At 42.6% G+C, this 20959-nt stretch carries 23 protein-coding genes; all 23 read right to left on the reverse strand.

What is annotated here, in order from left to right:
- Nucleotides 1-47 precede the first annotated feature (47 nt).
- The 23 genes from E2R51_RS18570 to rnmV all read right to left on the reverse strand — a co-directional run bounded on the left by E2R51_RS18570 (nucleotide 48) and on the right by rnmV (nucleotide 20950).
- On the reverse strand, nucleotides 48-416 hold the full coding sequence (locus tag E2R51_RS18570) for an FtsB family cell division protein (RefSeq protein ID WP_133378575.1): 369 nt from the start codon (nucleotides 414-416) through the stop codon (nucleotides 48-50).
- Between the two features lie 57 nt (nucleotides 417-473).
- On the reverse strand, nucleotides 474-1022 hold the full coding sequence (gene yabQ, locus E2R51_RS18575) for a spore cortex biosynthesis protein YabQ (protein ID WP_133378576.1): 549 nt from the start codon (nucleotides 1020-1022) through the stop codon (nucleotides 474-476).
- Nucleotides 1019-1315 (reverse strand): sporulation protein YabP, encoded by a 297-nt coding sequence (gene yabP / locus E2R51_RS18580; RefSeq protein ID WP_133378577.1) that lies wholly within the window; start codon nucleotides 1313-1315, stop codon nucleotides 1019-1021. Before yabP ends, yabQ begins: the two co-directional genes overlap by 4 nt.
- Before the next feature lie 91 nt (nucleotides 1316-1406).
- The gene (locus tag E2R51_RS18585) at nucleotides 1407-1679 is read right to left on the reverse strand and encodes an RNA-binding S4 domain-containing protein (RefSeq protein ID WP_133378578.1); all 273 of its coding nucleotides are present in this window, start codon (nucleotides 1677-1679) and stop codon (nucleotides 1407-1409) included.
- A gap of 15 nt (nucleotides 1680-1694) precedes the next feature.
- Complete coding sequence (gene yabN, locus E2R51_RS18590; RefSeq protein WP_133378579.1) at nucleotides 1695-3161, reverse strand: bifunctional methyltransferase/pyrophosphohydrolase YabN; 1467 nt, start codon at nucleotides 3159-3161, stop codon at nucleotides 1695-1697.
- A gap of 24 nt (nucleotides 3162-3185) precedes the next feature.
- Entirely contained in the window at nucleotides 3186-4769 is a 1584-nt protein-coding gene (locus E2R51_RS18595) for a putative polysaccharide biosynthesis protein (protein WP_133378580.1), read from the reverse strand.
- A 303-nt stretch (nucleotides 4770-5072) separates the two neighbouring features.
- Nucleotides 5073-5609 (reverse strand): stage V sporulation protein T, encoded by a 537-nt coding sequence (gene spoVT, locus E2R51_RS18600; RefSeq protein ID WP_133378581.1) that lies wholly within the window; start codon nucleotides 5607-5609, stop codon nucleotides 5073-5075.
- A 284-nt stretch (nucleotides 5610-5893) separates the two neighbouring features.
- Nucleotides 5894-9442: a transcription-repair coupling factor gene (gene mfd / locus E2R51_RS18605; RefSeq protein ID WP_240733139.1), complete on the reverse strand. Its 3549-nt coding sequence runs from the start codon at nucleotides 9440-9442 to the stop codon at nucleotides 5894-5896.
- Nucleotides 9443-10274: 832 nt separating this feature from the next.
- On the reverse strand, nucleotides 10275-10505 hold the full coding sequence (gene fin, locus E2R51_RS18610; protein WP_133378582.1) for an anti-sigma-F factor Fin: 231 nt from the start codon (nucleotides 10503-10505) through the stop codon (nucleotides 10275-10277).
- 66 nt (nucleotides 10506-10571) lie between these two features.
- Nucleotides 10572-11135 (reverse strand): aminoacyl-tRNA hydrolase, encoded by a 564-nt coding sequence (pth, locus tag E2R51_RS18615; protein WP_133378583.1) that lies wholly within the window; start codon nucleotides 11133-11135, stop codon nucleotides 10572-10574.
- A gap of 103 nt (nucleotides 11136-11238) precedes the next feature.
- Complete coding sequence (locus E2R51_RS18620) at nucleotides 11239-11871, reverse strand: 50S ribosomal protein L25/general stress protein Ctc (protein WP_133378584.1); 633 nt, start codon at nucleotides 11869-11871, stop codon at nucleotides 11239-11241.
- A 323-nt stretch (nucleotides 11872-12194) separates the two neighbouring features.
- The gene (locus E2R51_RS18625) at nucleotides 12195-13154 is read right to left on the reverse strand and encodes a ribose-phosphate diphosphokinase (RefSeq protein WP_133378585.1); all 960 of its coding nucleotides are present in this window, start codon (nucleotides 13152-13154) and stop codon (nucleotides 12195-12197) included.
- 19 nt (nucleotides 13155-13173) lie between these two features.
- Nucleotides 13174-14541, reverse strand: a complete 1368-nt coding sequence (gene glmU, locus E2R51_RS18630) for a bifunctional UDP-N-acetylglucosamine diphosphorylase/glucosamine-1-phosphate N-acetyltransferase GlmU (RefSeq protein WP_133378586.1) — start codon at nucleotides 14539-14541, stop codon at nucleotides 13174-13176.
- A 244-nt stretch (nucleotides 14542-14785) separates the two neighbouring features.
- Nucleotides 14786-15079 (reverse strand): septation regulator SpoVG, encoded by a 294-nt coding sequence (gene spoVG / locus E2R51_RS18635; RefSeq protein ID WP_133378587.1) that lies wholly within the window; start codon nucleotides 15077-15079, stop codon nucleotides 14786-14788.
- A 227-nt stretch (nucleotides 15080-15306) separates the two neighbouring features.
- Nucleotides 15307-15681 (reverse strand): RidA family protein, encoded by a 375-nt coding sequence (locus tag E2R51_RS18640; protein WP_133378588.1) that lies wholly within the window; start codon nucleotides 15679-15681, stop codon nucleotides 15307-15309.
- Nucleotides 15682-15702: 21 nt separating this feature from the next.
- The gene (gene purR / locus E2R51_RS18645; RefSeq protein WP_133378589.1) at nucleotides 15703-16548 is read right to left on the reverse strand and encodes a pur operon repressor; all 846 of its coding nucleotides are present in this window, start codon (nucleotides 16546-16548) and stop codon (nucleotides 15703-15705) included.
- A 62-nt stretch (nucleotides 16549-16610) separates the two neighbouring features.
- Entirely contained in the window at nucleotides 16611-17480 is an 870-nt protein-coding gene (ispE, locus tag E2R51_RS18650; RefSeq protein ID WP_133378590.1) for a 4-(cytidine 5'-diphospho)-2-C-methyl-D-erythritol kinase, read from the reverse strand.
- 10 nt (nucleotides 17481-17490) lie between these two features.
- On the reverse strand, nucleotides 17491-17685 hold the full coding sequence (locus E2R51_RS18655; protein WP_133378591.1) for a hypothetical protein: 195 nt from the start codon (nucleotides 17683-17685) through the stop codon (nucleotides 17491-17493).
- A 123-nt stretch (nucleotides 17686-17808) separates the two neighbouring features.
- Nucleotides 17809-17985 carry a small, acid-soluble spore protein, alpha/beta type gene (locus tag E2R51_RS18660; protein ID WP_133378592.1) on the reverse strand — a complete coding sequence of 59 codons (177 nt, stop codon included), beginning with the start codon at nucleotides 17983-17985 and terminating at the stop codon, nucleotides 17809-17811.
- A gap of 106 nt (nucleotides 17986-18091) precedes the next feature.
- Entirely contained in the window at nucleotides 18092-18355 is a 264-nt protein-coding gene (gene veg / locus E2R51_RS18665; RefSeq protein WP_133378593.1) for a biofilm formation stimulator Veg, read from the reverse strand.
- A gap of 148 nt (nucleotides 18356-18503) precedes the next feature.
- A complete protein-coding gene (gene yabG / locus E2R51_RS18670) occupies nucleotides 18504-19361 on the reverse strand; it encodes a sporulation peptidase YabG (protein ID WP_133378594.1) in 858 nt (285 codons plus the stop codon).
- 154 nt (nucleotides 19362-19515) lie between these two features.
- Entirely contained in the window at nucleotides 19516-20397 is an 882-nt protein-coding gene (rsmA, locus tag E2R51_RS18675; protein WP_133378595.1) for a 16S rRNA (adenine(1518)-N(6)/adenine(1519)-N(6))-dimethyltransferase RsmA, read from the reverse strand.
- On the reverse strand, nucleotides 20390-20950 hold the full coding sequence (rnmV, locus tag E2R51_RS18680; RefSeq protein ID WP_133378596.1) for a ribonuclease M5: 561 nt from the start codon (nucleotides 20948-20950) through the stop codon (nucleotides 20390-20392). The genes rsmA and rnmV overlap by 8 nt, the downstream gene beginning before the upstream one ends.
- Between the last annotated feature and the right edge of the window lie 9 nt (nucleotides 20951-20959).

Below are 20959 nucleotides of genomic sequence, written 5' to 3' on the forward strand. Positions count from 1 at the left end.
AAATGAATCATTCCTTGCCCAACTACCCAGGCTTGACGCGGTTTCTTTTACTCTTCAGGAATATTAAAAATTATTTCTCCATCATCCGATAAAAAATAATCCCGTCTGGCTAATTTGGCTATGTACTCATCATCATTTAACTTTTCAATTTCTTTGTTAAGCTTTTTTTCTTCTGTTTCAAGCTGAACAATCTGCTCTTCAAGCTGTGATTTTTCGGCTTTCTTTTCCTCCAGCACATTCGCTCTTGTGACCATCGAAGAGATCAACAGTCCGCCAATGACCACTGCAAAAATAATAAAGAATGATAATCTTCGAACCAATTTTTTCTTGTGCCGTGCTTTACGTTCTTCTGATTGATTTTGGTTAACCGTATACTGGTTATCAAGTGTCGTTACTTTTTTTCGTGGATTTACCATATGCGATTGCTTTCCCCCTTCTACTATCTCGCAAGCAAAGCTACGGATGCTGTTTGTTTATTCCCTATTATATAACAGATTAAGCCACTTTTTTATCTTTTTTGCAAAATAACTTCCCTTTTTACTGAAAAATTGGAAAAAAGGTTTAAATGGACTCCATAAAAGCCGGCCAATCATAAGCAAAATTCGACAAAGCACGGAACCGATCAGCAGAACAGCCCCCAGTATTAATTTCCATATCCACATAAGAGGGGTAATCAGCATCGCAGTTAGAATGACTGTACATGTACGCACGATCCATTTAATGATTTGATCAATGTACGTAAGAAGTGCCACAAAGCTTTTTTTCATCAGCGCTTCATATCCGGCAAATCCGCAGATGATGGAGAGCAGCACATACAAACGCCATTCCCCGCCATTAACACTAAACAAAAGAATAAAAATCAAGAAAGCTTGTACACACCAAAAAAGGCCATCTGTCACCCAGTTCCAACCACGTCTTTCCGACCGTAAAATGTACCGGTCGTAAAGGGTCAGGTTGAACCCTATCAATAAGCCGGCTCCCATCATCGTTGCCATCACTTGAAGCTGAAGGTCAAGAATCATCGAAACAGCTTACTGAACAGACCTTTCGTTTCTTGCGGGCCTGGTTCATCAATGTAAAGCAAATCATCAATTTTTCCTTTTAGTGAAACATGGCCTTTATCTACATCAAGATTCACCATTTGAAGCTGTTTTCCTTTAATTGATAAATAACCCTGAACGGTTTCGAGTAAGAATTCTTCATTGTCAAAACTTTCTACCTGTCTTACACCGGTTATTGAGAGGGTTGATCTTTTACTCATAATGATTTCATGCTCTGGTTTGTCCGTCGTTTTTGGCTCAATCGAATAAGGCATTCCATCCACCCCGCTTTTAGTTCAAAACTGTTACTTAGCACATTGTATGCACGAAATGCGGGATGTATGACCCAATGATGGATTATAAATGTTATCTTTCTTCTTCAGCCTCTGGACGTTCTTCTTTCAGAATCGTATACATCATAGCCGCTTCTTCTTTACGTGTCGTCTCCTGAAGACGGTCAACTGAAAGCGTCACAATGCGCTGACCGAAACGAATAATCAGTTCGTCTCCAAGCTTTACCGTAGAACTCGCTTTTGCCTGTTGACCGTTGACTAAAATACGGCCTTGATCTGCCACTTCTTTGGCCAGTGTTCTGCGCTTAATTAATCGTGACACTTTTAAAAATTTATCTAATCTCATATTAATCCCCGCTTTCTACAAGCCCTGTTTTTTTGCTTCATTCCAAAATTGATCCAGCTCTGTCAGCTTGAATGCTTCGAATGATTGACCGGATTCCTTTACTTTTTTCTCTATATATGAAAATCGCTTCATGAATTTTTGATTCGCCATAATCAGTGCTTCCTCAGGAAAAATGTCGTGAAAACGAGAAACGTTTACTAAAGCAAATAATATGTCACCGAACTCTTTAAGGCTTGCCTCTTTATCTCCATTTGCTACTTCGTCCTGAAATTCCTGCCACTCTTCTTCTAGTTTGTCCCAAGCCCCGGATCGATCATCCCAGTCAAAGCCAACTTTTGCGGCTTTCTTCTGGATCTCCAGCGCCTGAATGAGTGCGGGTTGCCCCTTGCCGATATTACTTAGTATGGAACTTTCTTCACTGGTTTGTCCTTTTTCCTGCTGTTTAATAGCCTGCCAGTTATTGACTACTTCTTCTGGTGAATCAGCCGTAACATCACTAAATACATGAGGATGTCTGCGTACCATTTTTTCAGTAATACGATATATGACATCCTGGATGGTAAAATAGCCGCTGTCTTCTCCAATTTGCGAGTGCAGCATTACCTGCAGCAGCACATCCCCAAGCTCTTCTGTCATATGGTCAATGTCATCATTGTCAATGGCTTCAAGAAGCTCGTAAACCTCTTCAATTAAATATCTTTTTAATGAGTCATGCGTTTGCTCGCGATCCCATGGACAACCTTCAGGACTTCTGAGTTTGGCGATGATTTGGCGCAGCTTGAAAAACTCTCCGTATAACTGATTTTCCTCTTTTATCGGCGGCACATATAGACTGGTTAAATTGCTGAGCTCCAGTTCATGATCAAGTTCAAAAAGCGGCACCGTTTTAATTTGCTGCCGGCTGCTTCCCGCGGCAGTGACAATCGTGACAGGATATTCGTCTGGATATCTCTCCATAAGGGTCAGCTTCACTTCTGAGGCTATGAACGAATCATAGACCTGTCCAATAATGACATGCTGAGTAAGCTGAAGTTCATCCTGATGCAGATTCGTGCCATCCACTAACTGAAAACCTTCAATTGGATCGATTTCAACAGCCGTAAATAAATCATCCAAAAAGCTTTGCCCTCCAATAATGGAGACATCAGCCTGGCCTTCCCGCTGCAGTTCCAGCAGCATTTGAACCGTTTGTTCTGCAACAAGAGGATGCCCCGGGACCACATATGTTACGTGGTTTTCTTTTGCCTGTTTCACCAGGGTATCAACGATTTCCTTGTATACATCTTCAAAGCGATCATGTGCTTCGTATATATTGTCGAACGACGCAAACTTTACTCCCTCGGCTTTTAGCTCATCAATCACCGGATGCGACAAGGTGCGCGCCGTCAGGGATAAGGCTTGAGTTAATTTTTTGTAGACTCCCAGAGGCAGCTGGTCCAGATCGCCTGCGCCAAGTCCAATAATTTCTATTTTGTGTGTCATCATTTCGCCTCCCCGAGTTTAAAATTATGTCATTTCACCAAAAATTCGTTCGATCTTTTTCCCAAGCGGAATTTGCCGTACTTCAGCAGGTGAGAACAGCCCTTTGCGCCAGCTGATCTTGAAAAACACCCATGCACCAGCCATAACAGCAGTAAGTGTCAGTACGCTCGATACCAGCCTGCTGTCCACTGCGATGATGGGGAGATGCAAAAAGGCTTGGACAACGATGGTCATCCCCGCCAGCCCCGAGAGCAGTCTAAGATAGAAAATACGGGAAAGTAAAAATCCGACGCGTTGCCTTAATTTCCATATGACCATAACCATAACAAACAGTAAAGCAATAACCGTGGCAATTGCTGCCCCCATTGTTTGCAAATGCGGAATCAATAAGAGGTTTAGACCGTATTTTATAAAAAGGCTCGCCACAATCGACCATGCGGCTAAATGATAATCACCCATTCCCTGCAGGACTGCATTGATGGTTAAAATAACAGAGGCCAAAAGAACGGCTGCTGCGAAAACAGCCAGTACGCCGGAGCCTGCCGAATCCTGAAATAGCATAATATTAAGAGGTTCCATTATATTAATTAGTCCGACAGCAGCTGCTGCCCCAAATAACACGCCTGCTTTCACTGCCAGCCTTGCCTGCTGTTTCACAATGTCACTTTTTTTATCTTCAAATGCAGAAGCAATAATGGGAACGACAGCCAATGATAATGATGTCGCTACCACGACGCCCATTTGGACTAATGGCTGTCCGCGGTCGTATATTCCTTTAAGAATTTTGGCGGCATCTCCATTGGTTCCGCCGGTTACAAGCAATGAGTACACATTTAATGAATCCATCAGCTGGTATAAAACGAGCATCATACTGCCCATCCCCATTGCCGTGCCCGTCACAGTTAACTGGCGAAGGATAGTCCAGTCCCCTTTTTTAAAGGAAAAAGACCGAAGCATACGGAACGATAATCCCTGTTTCCGAAGAAATAATAAAAGAATGATGACCCCTGTTATGGATCCAGCCAGTGAACCCATAACTGCGCCTTTTCCTACATCATAAAGGGAAGCCTCCATCGACATAAGCACAATGGATGCGATGATAATAACCAACACCCGCACGACCTGCTCGGCACTTTGCGAAAAGGCTGAAGGGATCATATTGTAATTCGCCTGAAACCAGCCTTTTGATACGGATAGGACCGGAAGCAATAAAAATGGATACGCCATTAATTCAATCAATGGAGCAAGTAAAGGATCTCCCATCCAGTCTGCCACAGCGCCAGCACCAAGCTTCAGGAATAAAAACCAGACCAGTCCAACGATTGTTAAATAAATGCTTGAAATCTGAAGAATTCGCTCTATTTCTTCTTTTGACTCAACTTGCTTTCTTTCCGCCACTATTTTGGAAACCATGACGGGAAAGGCATATGTACAAAGCGCCAGCAGTATGCCATATAAAGGATAAACCTGCTGGTATATATAAAAACCAGTATCACCGACAATGTTTTGAAAAGGGACACGGTACATAGCGCTAAGAATTTTTGAGAAAATGGCGGCCAGTGTTAAAATGGCGGCACCTTTCATCATCTCTTTTGAGGATCGATCCATGTCCAATGCCACTCGCCTTTCATTCTAACCATACATGAGTATAGGCTATATTATACCAAAATGACGACTTGATGTCTTATTGAGTCGACTTAGCCTCCTATTTCAAATTGGCACATCAAAAAAACACAGCACAGAAGACATTTTCTGCGTCATACTGACAGAAAATGTTCCCCTCAAGCTGTGTTCTTTGTTGGAGTTTGTTTAACAATATCGGATGGCACCGTAAGCATGTAACCCCCCCTTTTTACAATCAAAACCATCGTTTTGCAGGGCTGGATTTTGCCGATTCAGATCCGTTCCGGTTTAATGCTCCATTTGGCGGCCAAGGAAGCTGGCAGCAGTTTCACAGGATTTTTTCTCAAGTTCACCGAGTGTCGAATCCTTTGAGAAGATGATGACAGCACCGATTGGATCTCCTGATGCTACGATAGGAGCAATCGCATAAGCAGCCTGCTCTTCATCCTGATGTTCAATGACAGATAACTTCGTTTGTTTTTCAGATAATACGCTTTTGCGTGCTGCCATGATTTCTTCAATCCCAGTGCCGATTCTGCGGTTCAAGTATTCCTTTTTAGAAACACCGGAAATGGCAACAACATTGTCACGGTCACAAATTAGTACTGGATGTCCAAGACTGTCATGAATCGCTTCTGCATATTCCTTGGCAAAGCTCCCCAGTTCATTAATAGGAGAATATTTCTTTAAAATGACTTCGCCTTCCCGATCAACAAAGATCTCCAGAGGATCTCCTTCTCTAATTCGTAAGGTTCTTCTTATTTCTTTTGGAATGACAACTCGACCTAAATCATCAATACGTCGTACTATACCGGTTGCTTTCATTCTGCTGGCCTCTCTTTCCTATGACGGATTTTCCTGTCTTTCACACAGCGTGCTACTTGTGGTTAGTATTGAATAAACGAGAAAAATTATACCGATTCCACACAATTTCTCCAAAAAAAGTCTAAAATAAGTTAAAAAAGTTAACTTTTCTTTGTTTTTAAGGGAAAAAATTCTAGCAGCTGTATTTAGTGTTCCTATTTGTACCAGGATTTTAAACATGAAAATTAAATTTCTTTTTTCATGCTTAAACAGAGAGCCCATTGCAGAAAATTGTTTACAGCAGACTATGCTGTTTCTTTAAGAGCTTCAGGCAGGCGGCAAATTACGTCATGCACAATATCAAACCACTGATCCGGCTTTTTATTGCGAATTTGAATACTGATTTTCAGTTTATTATTGTCCATTCCAAGACCGACATCCCGTCCGTGGCGATTACTGATTTCAAATGCTTTTGCTCCATCTATGCGTTTCGTGCCGTCTTCGCTTACTTCTAATTTTATGGAATCCTTCGACTGATGAATTGCCTCTAAGCCCACCAGATTTCCGTATGCTTTAATTTCAGCAATTTGAAATAAAGTGTGAACTTCTTTTGGATAATCCCCAAAGCGGTCGATCATCTCATCTTTCAGTTCTGTCACTTCATCCACTGCTGTTATCCCTCGGAATTTCTTATACATCTCAATTTTCTGGTGACCATCCGGAATATAGCTTTCAGGAATATAAGCATCCTGTTTAACATCCAGATCAATTTCGACAACCGATTTTGACGTTTGCTTCTGCTGTGCTGAAGCTGGAAGCTGGTCTTTCCGTTCTTCAATGGCTTCCTTCAGCATTTGAGAGTACAGATCAAATCCAACAGAATCAATAAAGCCATGCTGTTGCGAACCAAGCAAATTACCTGCTCCGCGGATTGTCAGATCCCGCATCGCGATCTTAAAGCCGGATCCCAGTTCAGTAAATTCTTTTATCGATTGCAAACGCTTTTCTGCGATTTCCGTCAATACCTTGTCCTTACGGTAGGTAAAATACGAGTAGGCGACCCGGTTTGAACGTCCTACACGGCCCCTTAGCTGATAAAGCTGTGATAGACCCATGCGATCAGCATCAAATACAATAAGGGTATTAACATTTGGTATATCGACACCCGTTTCAATAATCGTTGTGGTTACCAGGACATCATATTCCCCTTCTAAAAACTGGAGAATAACAGATTCCAGTTCGGTTTCTGTCATTTGGCCGTGAGCCACAGCGACTCTGGCGTCAGGCACAAGGGTGGCAATTTCATCAGCTTTTTTGGTTATATCTTCTACCCGGTTATAAAGAAAGTATACTTGTCCATCCCTTGCAAGTTCCCGCTCGATTGCTTCACGAATGAGCGCCCCGTTGTATTCCATCACATAGGTCTGAACAGGAAAGCGGTTTTCCGGCGGTGTTTCAATGACAGACAAATCCCGCACACCAAGCATCGACATATGCAAAGTTCTCGGGATCGGCGTAGCGGTAAGCGTCAGAACATCAATATTTGTTTTCAACTGCTTGATTTTCTCTTTATGGGTTACACCGAAGCGCTGCTCTTCATCAATTATTAACAAGCCAATATCACGGTATTTTATATCCTTGGACAGCAGGCGGTGAGTTCCGACTACTACATCAATCGTACCCGCTGCCAGCCCCTTCATCGTTTCCTGCTGCTGCTTTCTTGTTCTAAACCGGCTAAGCAGCCCGATATTAATGGGGAAATCCTGCATTCGTTCCATCATTGTTTCATAATGCTGCTGAGCCAAAATGGTTGTAGGCACCAGGATCGCTACTTGCTTGCCATCCATAATCGCCTTGAATGCAGCCCGGATCGCCACTTCCGTTTTTCCATATCCTACATCTCCGCATAATAAACGGTCCATCGGCCTGTCACGTTCCATATCCTTTTTAATTTCTTCAATTGAGCGCAGTTGATCATCTGTTTCCTGATAAGGAAAGGAAGCTTCGAATTCCTGCTGCTCATTGGTATCTTCCGTAAATGCAAACCCTTTTGCTGCTTCCCTGTCTGCATAAAGTTTGATTAAATCGTCTGCAATATCAGCAACAGAAGATTGCACCTTGCTCTTAACCCGTTTCCAGTCTGTTCCGCCAAGCTTGTACAGCTTTGGCTCTTTGCCTTCTGAACCTACATATTTTTGAACAAGCTCGATTTGATCGACAGGCACATAAAGCTGATCATTTCCCTGGTATCTTACATTTAAATAATCCTTATGAAGGCCGTTAATTTCAAGTGTTTCGATGCCCAGGTACTTTCCTATTCCATGATTGACATGAACGACGTAGTCACCCACTTTTAATTCTGAGTAACTTTTAATTCTTTCAGCGTTTGATAGTTTCTGATGGCGTTTTTTCTTGCGGGTCTTCTGACGGAATAATTCTTCTTCGGTCATGACAGCAAGCTTATGCATCGGAAGCTCAAAGCCTGACTGCAAACCTCCATTGACGATCTGAACCGCGTTAGGGATTAACGGCTGCCCGTCCTGCACAATTGCCACGTCGATATCATAATCAGCCAATACACGCTCAAACTTCTGCAGACGCTGTCCGTCCGGTGCAAGCAGCACCACCGTATATTTGCTGTTCTTCCAGCGGTCAAGCTCTGCTTTTAACACATGCATCTGTCCATGAAAGCTTTGCATTGGTTTACAAGAAAATGTATGAACCTTCTTTGGATTAGTGTGGGGGATTTGTCTTGTGAACAAAGAAAAATAAACTTTTTGCTGCTTTCCTAACGAAAGAATCTGATGTAAACCGTGGGAAACCGGTACATCATGAATAATCTTTCCTTCCTCCAAAAGAGATACATACCAGTCCATCTCTTCTTTTTCCAGGGTTTCATCCATTTCATGAATGCGGCTCATTTCATCAAAAAGCAAAAGTCCATTATCCGGCAGATACTCTACTAAGCTTGTTTCTTCCTCATAGGCTAAAGATTGATATTTAAATAGTTGATCAGGCTTTTGTCCATTTTTCAACAGGCTTATTTCATATTCGGCCTGCTCAGCCATGGCTTCTTTAATGGATGCCTTTTTTACTTTTTTCAAGCTGCTTTTCAGCCGTTTGGAAAGCTCTGCAGCTACACGCTGAAGATCTTCGTTTTCCATAATCACTTCACTGGCAGGTCCAATTAACACCTGTTCAAGTGCATCAATTGACCGCTGATCCTCTGCTGAGAAGGTACGAATTGAATCCACTTCTGTGTCAAATAACTCAATTCGGACAGGGTGGAGTGAGGTCAGCGGATAGATATCCATAATTCCTCCGCGCACACTAAACTCACCAGGACTGCTGACCATTTCTGCCCGGTGATAACCCATTTTCAGCAAGGATGATAGAGTCCCCTGAATATCTAAATCATCCCCAAGCTTCAGCTTAAACTGACTAACCTTCCACTTGTTTTTTGGCGGTACAATTTTTCGCAGCCCGGCCATTGGGACAATATACAGGCCTTTGCCATTCGTAGCCAGATGATTCATTGTATCAAGGCGCTGAGATAACAGCTCAGGACTGGAAATACTCATTTCAGCCGCAATCAATTCATTGGCTGGATATAAAAACAAATCCTCTTCGCTTACAAATTGCAGCAAATCATCAAAAAGCCTTTGCGCCTGCAGCAAATTATGTGTAACCACCATCATAGGGCGATTTAATTTTTTATAAACACCGGCCATAAACGAACTTCGAGCCGATCCCGACAAACCAGAGATCAGCTGTTCATTAGCACCTATCTGTAAATCTTCTATCACCGACTCAATCTGCGAGTCATTCAACAAACCATCCAATAAAGAATTCAAAGCCTCTCCTCCTATTCTTAAAAGCGTAAGCGGCTCGTTCAGCTCCGACAAGCATAAGACGATCCTCCTGATAGGCGCTTTTTGCCTATTGGGAGGAGCGGCTTATGACTCGAGGAGCTAGCCGCTGGAGCTGGATAACATTTAAAGCGTAAGGCGGTGTTTAGCTCCGACAGACGTAAGACGATCCACCAAGCAGGCGCTTTTTGCCTGAATGGTGGAGCGGCTTACGATCCGAGGAGCTGCCGCCTGAAGCTGGATAACATTTAAAGCATAAGCCGCTCGTCCAGCTGCGACTAGCATAAGGCGCGGGGGCTAAGTGGACGTTCTTTGTTCACTTTGCCCCCGTGACTTATGACTCGAGCAGCTAGCGCCTGGAGCTGGATAACATTTAAAGCATAAGCCGCTCGTCCAGCTGCGACTAGCATAAGGCGCGGGGGCTAAGTGGACGTTCTTTGTTCACTTTGCCCACGTGACTTATGACTCGAGCAGCTAGCGCCTGGAGCTGGATAACATTAAAAGCGTAAGGCGGTGTTTAGCTCCGACAGACGTAAGACGATCCACCAAGCAGGCGATTTTTGCCTGAATGGTGGAGCGGCTTACGATCCGAGGAGCTGCCGCCTGAAGCTGGATAACATTAAAAGCATAAGGCGCTCGTCCAGCTGCGACTAGCATAAGGCGCGGGGGCTAAGCGGACGTTCTTTGTTCACTTTGCCCACGTGACTTATGACTCGAGCAGCTAGCGCCTGAAGCTGGTTATCAGCTTGTCTGCCATAAAAGCGTTTTTAGTTTCTATATACGTAAAAATGCCTTGGATGTGCGCACCCAAAGCCTCTTACTGTATGAATTGATCTAATTCATGATAATCCGGATTTCGTTCAAGTGATTCCTGACAATCCTCACAAATCGTTTGAATTTCTACATGCCCGTCCTTTGTATAGGATACCATGTTTTGTCGTTCTTCGTTGGATAGCAAGTGGATGCCCAGCCTCTCTGTATTGACAGAATGAGTATCAATCTTACCTACTGAGTTCCCACAATGACGGCACTGATAATGAATAGCCATTTGTGAACAGCTCCCTTCATGCAACTTGATAACTTAGTATAAGCCACATAAGAAGGAGTTATTCATTCAACTGCCATTAAATTCATTCATCACCTCGATAAATGGTTTTTCAAGCCATTTTTCACAGGCATCTGCGCTTTTTTTCACTACATCCTGCATATCGGTCCATTCCTCAGCGGAAAAACGGCTTAATACATAATCCGGCACCTTCATGCCTTGGGGCGGCCGGCTGATGCCAATGCGAATTCGGTTGAAGTTTTTCGTGCCTGTATGAGCAATCGTGCTTTTGATTCCATTATGGCCTCCAGCACTTCCTTTCTGGCGTAAACGCAAAGCGCCCAACGGAAGATCCAAATCGTCATAAATAACTACCAGGTCTTCGATCGAAATATCGTAGTAGTCCATTAGAGGACGTATACTTTCCCCGGAAAGATTCATGTATGTTAGAGGTTTTAATAAAATTACTTTTTCACCATTACGATGTACTGTACTAAAGGCGCCTTTAAATTTACTCTGCAGAAGAGGGGCATTCCAGCGGGAGGCAAGTTCATCAATTACTTCGAAGCCAATATTATGTTTTGTTTTTTCATAAGTTTTTCCTGGATTTCCTAAACCAACAATCAGTTTCATTTCTATTACTCCTCATTATTTCAATCAGGGGCACAGAACCCCTCTACTACATCATAAACCATTTTGGGCGTAACCTCCAAAAAGGTTACGCCCAAAATACCTATTATTCGACTGCCTGGCCTTCTTGTTGTTCATCAGCCTGCTCTTCTGATTCCGTTTCTTCATCAGACTCTTCAGGCTCTTCTTCTACACGAGGAGCTAAAACAGATGCAATCGCTTCGTCGTCTTCGTGGTTAATTGTTACTTTATACGAGTCACGAATGTCACCGACTGAAATAGCATCTCCAATTTCAAGATTGCTTATATCTACTTCAATGGATTCAGGAATATCTTTTGGTTTTGCCGTAATAGACAATTCGTGAAGGGTTGTTTGAACAACTCCGCCTTCTTTAGTGCCAGCCGCTTCACCCGTAAGATTTACTGTTACATCCACATCAAGCTCTGAAGACATGTTAACTGCAAGGAAGTCAGCATGAATAATTTCATCTTTCAAGAAGTCTGACTGATAATCACTGAGGACTACATTTTGCTTCTTACCTTCAATTTCCAATTCGATAATGCCGTTACGGCCTACTTCGCGGATTGTTTTGACTAGATCAATTTCATCTACAGAAATTGAAGTGTTTTCAACTTTATATCCGTATACAACGGCAGGAAGTTTACCCGCAGTACGTAATTCGGTTAGATCTGATTTTTTAAATCCATCACGTTTTGTTGCTTTAAGAACTGAACTCATAATTAATCACCTTCCAAAGTTAATTTAGAATTTTATATGTTATAAATACAATTTACCCCTGCAACTTAAGCCTTAAACCTAAAACCTTATAAAGAACCAAAGACTTTTATAAGAAATTCGACAATAACCGATTAATTGTGGTGATTTATGTTATATAATCCGACTATAAACTGCCATTAAATTCAAAAAACCGACTTCATGAAAGAAGTCGGTTTTTTCGTTTTGGGAAGAACGTCTTATGTTTTACCTTATCCTGCTTAAGCACCCAATGAGGCATAACCCCTGCAATGGATGCAATACCAGGAAATGAGACATTAGATTTATTAATCAAATAACATACTTACAGATTGCTGTTCATACACTCGGATGATGGCTTCAGCTAAAAGACTTGCCACTGACAATTCAACTATTTTACCGCCCTTTTTCTCTTCACTCAAGGCGATGGAGTTTGTCACTACAAGCTCTTTTATCGGAGAATTATTAATCCGTTCCATCGCAGGACCTGAAAGCACCGGATGAGTGCAGCTCGCATACACTTCTCTGGCTCCACTTTCCATCAGTGCATTGGCAGCAAGAGTGATGGTTCCGGCTGTATCGATGATGTCATCAATTAGAATAGCCGTTTTACCTTCTACACTTCCAACAATATTCATTATTTCTGCAACGTTTGGTTTTGGACGACGTTTATCAATTATCGCAATAGGTGCTTTTAAGCGTTCAGCCAATTTACGGGTACGTGTAACGCCACCATGGTCTGGAGAAACAATGACAATTTCTTCAGGATTGAAGTTCTTTTGGATAAAGTATTCTGCAATAATCGGAACTCCGCGAAGATGGTCAATCAGGATATCAAAAAACCCTTGAATTTGAGGTGCATGCAAATCTAATGTGATGACACGTGTTGCACCCGCTGTTTCCAGAAGGTTAGCTATAAGCTTCGCTGTGATCGGCTCACGCGCACGGGCTTTGCGATCTTGACGTGCGTATCCGTAGTAAGGCATCACAATATTAATGGTTTTTGCCGAAGCACGTTTTAATGCATCAACCATGATTAAAAGCTCCATAAGATTTTCGTTTACCGGAGTTGAAGTTGATTGAACAACAAAAACGTCACAACCACGAATACTTTCTTCAATATTTATCTGGATTTCTCCGTCGCTAAAGCTTGTTACTGAGCATTTACCTAACTTTGTTCCTACTGCAGCTGCTATATCCTTGGCTAACTCGTGATTTGAGTTGAGGGAAAAGATTTTCAATTTCGAATTGGCATATTCTCTTGACATGATGGCCTCCAATTGGTTTTTATTTATTAAGCTTACTTGCGTAGCCTTCTTTATTCTCCTGGCGTGCTCTTGCAATTGACAAAGCCTCGCCTGGTACATTTTTTGTAATTGTTGAACCCGCAGCTACATAAGCGCCTTTTCCGACAGTTACAGGAGCCACAAGGTTAGAATTACAGCCAATAAAAACATTATCCTCAATTGTCGTCAGGTGCTTATTTTTGCCATCATAATTAACTGTGATAGAACCACACCCAATATTTACATTCGCTCCTACTTCAGCATCCCCGATATAGCTCAAATGAGAAGCCTTGCTTCCTTTTCCAAAATTGGCTTTTTTGATTTCTACAAAATTTCCAATTTTCACTTCATCTGCAATAGCAGATTGAGGACGAATATGAGCAAATGGTCCAATATTAACATCAGAACCTACATCGCTGTCATGGACAACCGATTGTTTAACCGTTGTGCGATCAACAATTTTACTGTCTTTAACTTCACTATTTGGTCCAATGATGCAATCTTCACCAATCGTTGTTTTGCCTAAAATAACAGTGCCCGGATAGATGACAGTATCCCGGCCAATAACAGCTTCACTGCTGATATAGGTATTTTCCGGATCGATCAATGATACTCCATTGCGCATATGCTGTTCATTGATTCGTGCTTTCATTAATCTTTCAGCCTGCGATAAAGCGACCCGGTCGTTGACACCAAGTGTTTCACTTCCAAGCGGCGTTTGGAAAGCACCGATTGTTTCACCTTCCGATTGGAGGATTTCAATAACGTCAGGCAAATAGTACTCACCTTGTACATTATCATTATTTACTTTATCAAGCGCTTCAAAAAGCGCACGATTATCAAAACAATATGTTCCTGTGTTAACTTCCTGAACAGCCAGCTCTTCATCATTAGCATCCTTGTGCTCAACAATGCGCTTTACTAGCCCTGCTTCGTCACGAATGATTCGGCCATATCCAGCCGGGTTTTCCTGGTGAGCTGTTAAAATTGTCGCCTTCGCCTGTTGCTCCTCATGATGCTGAATAAGAGAAGACATGGTTTCAGCAGTAATCAACGGCGTGTCTCCGCAAACGACTAATGTGATTCCATCTTTATTTTGTAAACGATCTTTTGCCTGCATGACAGCATGTGCAGTTCCCAATTGCTCTGCCTGCAAAACAAACTCTGAACGTTCGCCAAGCTGCGCTTGAACGAGTTCAGCACCATGACCAACAACGGTTACAACCTCACTCATGTTTACATGTTTAACTTGTTCCAGTACATGTTCTACCATCGGCTTACCACATACAGGATGTAATACTTTATATAACTTAGACTTCATGCGTGTTCCTTGACCCGCTGCTAAAATTATGGCGTATCGATTCGACATTGTCTGTCCTCCAGTCAACATTTTTCCACTTCGAATATATATTAAAAATCCTTTCATTTCAAGGAATCTCGTGATTTCAGAACAATCTGTCATTCAATTGTCATGTTTTTGCTTTTTTATTGGAGGGGCAGTATGTTGATAGAGGAGGCTTTGCAGAGGCATCTCCTTCCATTAACGACTCATTGGAACAGAAAAAAACCCAGCATTTATTTTGCCAGGTTTCCCGTTTATTTTTATTGATCAATCAAGCGCCGGCTTCCTCCAGCTGTCCTACTTCTTGTGCCTCTCCAACCCGCTCATATTCCTCAAGCACGATTGCCTGAATCATTTCCCTGGTACTGGAATTTATTGGGTGGGCAATATCACGAAATTCTCCATCTGGCGTCCGCTTGCTTGGCATCGCGACAAACAATCCATTATTGCCATCAATTACACGAATGTCATGGACAACAAATTCATTGTCCAAGGTTATGGAAGCGATCGCTCTCATTCGGCCATCGGTGCTTACGCGACGCAGTCTCACATCAGTAACTTCCATCTAGTTCCACCACCTTTCACACTAAAAATTGCTTCACTTACCAATTCGGCGTCCAGATGGTATTTTCCTACTTAAAAAAGAAAATAGTAGAAATTATTTTATTATTCAGATAAATAATATCACGAATACCTATTACATTTGGATAAAAAAGGGGCTTTATTAAACAACAGAGCAAACAGAACATAAAAAAAAGAAAAACCCTTGGAAAAGGATTTTTCTTTAAATAATTATTTAACCAGTGCGATTACTTCAATTTCAATGCCGACATTTTTAGGTAATTTTGATACCTCAACACATGAACGTGCAGGACGATGGTCGCCAAAGTAACTGCCGTATATTTCATTAACCTCGTCAAAATTAGCTAAATCGCTTAAGAATACCGTCACCTTAACAACAGAAGTAAGGGAGGCACCCGCTTCTTCAAGAACTGCCTGTAGATTTTTAAATACCTGATGGGTCTGATCCTGAATTGGACCTTCTACTAACACACCTTCTGAAGTCAAAGGAATTTGACCTGAGCTGTAAAATAAATTATTAACTACAACCCCTTGAGAGTATGGGCCGATTGCAGCTGGAGCCTGACTTGTTTGAACAAATTTCATTTCAAATTCCTCCTACACAATTTACTTTGGATCACCTAAAAACGTTTGAACCTGATCAAAATAATTTCCTGTTTTTACGCGGATCATCTTACCCTTTTCATCTACTCCGGTCAGGTTTAGGAGGGAAGTGTAATTCTCAATTAAACGTTCTTCTCCATACTCTGATTCAATAAAAATTCCTACACCAGCTACTGTAGCTGAAAATTCCTCCAACAGGTTCTTCATTCCTGCAGCCGTTCCGCCAGCCCGCATAAAGTCATCCACAATAAGCACCCTCGAGCCTTGTGCTAAACTGCGTTTGGATAACAGCATGGTTTGAATCCTCTTGGATGAACCGGAAACGTAATTAATGCTTACTGTAGAGCCTTCTGTCACTTTACTATCACGGCGGACAACGACTACCGGGACACCTAAATATCTCGCCACTGCATGGGCAATGCCAATACCTTTGGTGGCTACGGTCATAATGACATCAATATCCTGGTCTGCAAATGCCGCTGCAAAAAGTTTGCCGACATGATTCATTAGATGAATATCCCCCAGAATATCTGTCATATATAGATATCCGCCTGGCAGTAAGCGATCCGAGTGAGAAACATGAGTACGCAACGATTCAATTAGCTCCTCAGCCTGCTGGCGTTTAATCCCAGGGATATATTTCACACCGCCAGCAGCGCCAGGAACAGTTTGAAGCGTTCCAACTCCCCGAGCTTCAAACGTTTCCTTTACAATAACTAAATCTTCACTTATTGATGATTTAGCTGATTGAAATCGTTCAGCAAAAAAAGTTAGTGACACCAATTCTCTGGGATGTTCCATTAAATAATGAGTCATATCGATAAGCCGTTCACTGCGTTTGACCTTCATTGCCGTTTTATACCTCCCAAAACCCGAATAATGTAAAGTTACTATATCATTAATATACGGATTTAATCAAGGGCATTCCGGTCTCCGAGCATACGTACAGCGAATACCTGATCACAGAAGCCGCGAAGGCCATTATAGACCCGCTGCACTTTTGATTCATACTCGACAAGTCCAAACACAGTCGGGCCGCTTCCGCTCATCAGAACAGCATCCGCACCAAACCGTTCCATCTGTTGTTTTATATGCGCCACCTCAGGATGCATCCTCAATGTTACTGTTTCAAGCGCATTTCCTAAATGATTACACATCCCTTTATAGTCCTGGGAACGAATCGCTTCGACCATAGCTTCTGTATTTGGATGGGTAATCCGGTCGACTTTCAAACTTCGATAAACATCTGCTGTTGAAACGCCGATTGATGGCTTTGCCAGAATCACCCAGCAGTTTGGCGGAGCCGGGAGCTCCTGAATGACCTCTCCTCTTCCCGTAGCAAGGGCCGTTCCGCCATAAATGCAAAATGATACATCCGAGCCAATTTCTGCGCCAAGTTCAGCAAGTTCATCAACCGGTATATTCAGATTCCAGAGCTTGTTCAGCCCGCGTAAGGTAGCAGCCGCATCGCTGCTTCCGCCAGCTAACCCTGCTGCCACTGGAATTTGTTTTTGAATCGTAATTGCTACACCCTGCTTGACCTTATAGCGGCGCTTCAAAAGATCTGCCGCTTTATACGCCAAGTTGCGATGATCTCCCGGAACAAACCGATCAAGAGACAGAATATGGATGGATCCACTATCCACAAGCTCAAGCTCAATTCGATCAGCTAAATCAACTGTAGTCATTACCATTTCAACCTCATGAAAACCATCAGGCCTCTTACTAAGCACATCCAAAGACAAATTAATCTTCGCAGGCGCCTTCACCATCATCTTCAACCTACTCACCTCAATCATCAAACAATTCTAATGAAGCTATTGTAGCATAAATGACGAAAAGTGAAAGCAGGCGTTTAGCTCCGACAGACGTAAGACGATCCACCAAGCAGGCGCTTTTTGCCTGCATGGGGGAGCGGCTTACGATCCGAGGAGCTGCCTGCTGCAACTGGATCACAAAAAGTGAAAGCGGGCGTAGCTCTGACATAAAGAAAACCAACAGAGAAAACCTCTGTTGGTTGATTGGCTGGTACCACTATTTACATTTGATGAATCTACACACACCCCTGGCAGAAGTTAACGGTAGGCTTCTACGCCAGTATTACCGCAGTCACTGTCTTTTCGCTAACTGAGTCTCAGCCATTTCGATGGCTCGTTTCACCATATTACCGGCGTCTCGTGATTTAATTCCGCCCCAGCCTTCTTGCTGAACCGTGTCATAAAAACCGAGCTCTCTGGCGATTTCTTCTTTGAGTTGATCAGACATCATGCTTCTTCTTCTACTCATGTCAGTTGTCCCCCTCCGTCGGTACCGCCATCTTTACTATGTACAAAACCGCCCAGCATATTCGCTGCGCGGCAAAAATAAAAAAGCAGTAAACAACAGTCCACTGCTAGCTTACGGTAATGGCTTCCGAACCTTCATCCATGAAGGTTAGTTCCACTGATTCAGTTAATACATCGGTGTAGCTATACGATACCCGCTCAAAAGCGTGCTCATCTTGATCCAATTCCACGATAAAAATGGAAGGATACGTTTCAGTGAGAACTCCTGAACGCTCGATTGTCTTGCGTCTTCCACCATTGGCTTTTAACATTAGACGTTTTCCAAGATTTAAATCAAGTGCCTTTTTAATGTCGGCTAAAGTTTTTGGCATTCCGCTTCCACCTCACTGCTATTAGTGTAACACATTAGTGCTGCGAGGTCAAACAAAATAATCATTTTATCAATATTTCATTAACTATGTCAATGTTTTTTATTTTGCAAAATGCGCAGTTTTTCGCATATGCACTCACTATTATAAATTATTCGGCATACATTTCAGCTTTGTACGGGGTACCAGTACGCAGTACCCCCTTGGTCTCGACCCCGCCAATTCCATTTTCATCAGCTAATGTATGACGCAGAATATCTTCTACCAAAACTGATTCTTTAAAAGATGTGTAACTTACTTTCCCCACTGTATAGACAGGATCCAGCGCATGAATGTTTACCCGCATAGGTGAACTTGCAAAGTTTGCTCCAGCATGGATAAGAGATTCAAAATGCGATTGGCAGGCGCCCGCAAAAATGACCAGCTGATCTAAACTCGGCATTTTTTTTCGCGCTTCCTGCACTGCTTTAACAAATGAGGCAGAGTTGCGGTATGACTTCACATCATTTTTTTTCCCGCGTGAAGGGAGGTAGGCATCATGCCCTGTTAAAACCAGGATGTGGGGTTGAAATCGATCGATTAATGACGAAATTTTTTCTGGCATTTCAGACTCCTGACAATGGATCCCTACAACCGGCACACTCAATGAAGTATACGCATCAATGCATTTTTTTAAATAATTTGGGTCTCCATCCATATGGAGAACCCGCCCAGGTAAATGAAAAGACAAACCAGAGGAAGAATTATTTTTACGCTGATCCTTTTGAGCATCGTTTGAAAAGGAATGAAAAGATTCCTCCTCCTGGTTTCTCCATTCTTCTTCAATTCGTTCTATTTCTTTGTCAGACATAAGCATAAGGTCTTTAACTGGTGCATCTGCCACTAAACGGATATCTGATCCAAATAAAATAGCAATTTCTTCTCCATCTTTTTCCACCACATTCACCACACGAAATAACACATCACAGCCGTATGATTTTCGTCCAACTAATTGGTCAACCCACTCCATCCCATGGCCTCCTGTCATCTGACCTCTCTTTACTGTATGCTCAAGCCTAGTCCATGGTGTTAGAAAATCACAAAAAACCTGAATGCAGCATGGCATTCAGGAAAAGTAAGTTTATTTCGCTTAAACCTTTCGTGTGAAAAAGGGGGAATTTTGGTTAATTTTTAAAATGAGGATACAAAGCATCTGAAAGAGCTCCAAATTCCGGAATCGACAAGCTTTCTCCGCGTCTGGCCGGCTCAATACCTGCTGATTCCAGTGCTGACAAAATTTGTTCCTTTTTCGCTTTCCCCTCTGGTAATTGACTTGTTAAATTGTTGAGAATCGTTTTTCTCCTCTGTGCAAATGATGAACGTGTAACAGTAAAGAAGAAGTTTTCATCTATTACCTCTACTGCAGGCTTCTCACGCTTTACTAATTTTATGACGGCAGAATCCACATTTGGCTGAGGCATAAAAACAGTTTTAGGTACAATCATCACAGTAGAAGCTTCTGTATAGTACTGTATGGCGATGGAAAGAGAACCGTAGCTTTTCGACCCTGGCCGGGCGGCAATTCGTTCAGCCACTTCTTTTTGCAGCATAACAACCAACCCTTTAATTGGCAGGTTTTCGGTTAAAAGTTTCAATATAATAGGGGTTGTTACGTAATAAGGAAGATTCGCCACCACCATTACATCGTCTGTCCCCTCAAATTCCTCTTTCATGACAGCTTCAACATCCGCCTTTAAAATATCTGAATGAAGAATCTTTACATTGTCGTAGGGAGACAGGGTATCCTCAAGAATTGGCAATAATCGCTGGTCAATTTCAAAGGAAACCACTTTTTTGGATGCGCGGGCAAGATGTTCGGTCAAAGCGCCGATGCCCGGTCCAACCTCAATGGCCCCATGGTCTTTTGTTAAACCTGCATGTTCAACAATATTTTCAAGGATATTAGGGTCAATCAAAAAGTTTTGTCCCAGGCTTTTTTTAAAGGAGAAACCGTATTTCTTCATTATTTCTTTTGTACGTATTGGTGTTGCAATATCTTTAGACATCTTGTTCCTCCTGTAGTATACGTGACATTTCACGGATGAACTCATCTTGTGAGATTTGAAACATCAGCAAGCGGTTATATAGCTGCTTTCCATTAGCATATCCAATATTTAACCGGATACCTAATGCTTCCCGTCTGCTTTTTGCTTTTGGTCCGCCTACCAGCCCCGCTTCAATCAGATCCTGCTTTGATATTTGCTCAAGGGGGGCTTCAGCCATCGTATGGGCGTGTTTTAAGGCTTCTCTGATGATGCCGGGCGAGGCATGCTCCACTCCAAGCCCGCGGCCTTTTTTGCGCAAAGCATCTTGCCGGTCTATGAAAGCATGCTTACAGCCAGGCACGTAATCCTGCACAATCTGCCGTATTCTCTGCCCGGGATAATCAGGATCTGTTAAAATAATAACCCCGCGTTTTAGCTGGGCGTGCTGGATGCTTTCCAGAACGCTGTCAGGCACAGCGGAACCATTTGTTTCGATCGTATCAGCATCCACTGCCCGTTTCACTGCAGTCGTGTCATCTCTTCCTTCTACAACAATAATTTCTTTAATCTTCATTCTTTCCTC

The sequence above is a fragment of the Jeotgalibacillus sp. S-D1 genome (assembly GCF_004358665.1).
Taxonomy (GTDB): Bacteria; Bacillota; Bacilli; order Bacillales; family Jeotgalibacillaceae; genus Jeotgalibacillus.

Coding starts and splice junctions, on each gene's coding strand:
- E2R51_RS18570 (WP_133378575.1), bottom strand. CDS start 416: ATGGTAAATCCACGAAAAAAAGTAACGACACTTGATAACCAGTATACG.
- yabQ (WP_133378576.1), bottom strand. CDS start 1,022: ATGATTCTTGACCTTCAGCTTCAAGTGATGGCAACGATGATGGGAGCC.
- yabP (WP_133378577.1), bottom strand. CDS start 1,315: ATGCCTTATTCGATTGAGCCAAAAACGACGGACAAACCAGAGCATGAA.
- E2R51_RS18585 (WP_133378578.1), bottom strand. CDS start 1,679: ATGAGATTAGATAAATTTTTAAAAGTGTCACGATTAATTAAGCGCAGA.
- yabN (WP_133378579.1), bottom strand. CDS start 3,161: ATGACACACAAAATAGAAATTATTGGACTTGGCGCAGGCGATCTGGAC.
- E2R51_RS18595 (WP_133378580.1), bottom strand. CDS start 4,769: ATGGATCGATCCTCAAAAGAGATGATGAAAGGTGCCGCCATTTTAACA.
- spoVT (WP_133378581.1), bottom strand. CDS start 5,609: ATGAAAGCAACCGGTATAGTACGACGTATTGATGATTTAGGTCGAGTT.
- fin (WP_133378582.1), bottom strand. CDS start 10,505: ATGGCTATTCATTATCAGTGCCGTCATTGTGGGAACTCAGTAGGTAAG.
- pth (WP_133378583.1), bottom strand. CDS start 11,135: ATGAAACTGATTGTTGGTTTAGGAAATCCAGGAAAAACTTATGAAAAA.
- E2R51_RS18620 (WP_133378584.1), bottom strand. CDS start 11,871: ATGAGTTCAGTTCTTAAAGCAACAAAACGTGATGGATTTAAAAAATCA.
- E2R51_RS18625 (WP_133378585.1), bottom strand. CDS start 13,154: ATGTCAAGAGAATATGCCAATTCGAAATTGAAAATCTTTTCCCTCAAC.
- glmU (WP_133378586.1), bottom strand. CDS start 14,541: ATGTCGAATCGATACGCCATAATTTTAGCAGCGGGTCAAGGAACACGC.
- spoVG (WP_133378587.1), bottom strand. CDS start 15,079: ATGGAAGTTACTGATGTGAGACTGCGTCGCGTAAGCACCGATGGCCGA.
- E2R51_RS18640 (WP_133378588.1), bottom strand. CDS start 15,681: ATGAAATTTGTTCAAACAAGTCAGGCTCCAGCTGCAATCGGCCCATAC.
- purR (WP_133378589.1), bottom strand. CDS start 16,548: ATGAAGGTCAAACGCAGTGAACGGCTTATCGATATGACTCATTATTTA.
- E2R51_RS18655 (WP_133378591.1), bottom strand. CDS start 17,685: ATGTCAGAGCTACGCCCGCTTTCACTTTTTGTGATCCAGTTGCAGCAG.
- E2R51_RS18660 (WP_133378592.1), bottom strand. CDS start 17,985: ATGAGTAGAAGAAGAAGCATGATGTCTGATCAACTCAAAGAAGAAATC.
- veg (WP_133378593.1), bottom strand. CDS start 18,355: ATGCCAAAAACTTTAGCCGACATTAAAAAGGCACTTGATTTAAATCTT.
- yabG (WP_133378594.1), bottom strand. CDS start 19,361: ATGGAGTGGGTTGACCAATTAGTTGGACGAAAATCATACGGCTGTGAT.
- rsmA (WP_133378595.1), bottom strand. CDS start 20,397: ATGTCTAAAGATATTGCAACACCAATACGTACAAAAGAAATAATGAAG.
- rnmV (WP_133378596.1), bottom strand. CDS start 20,950: ATGAAGATTAAAGAAATTATTGTTGTAGAAGGAAGAGATGACACGACT.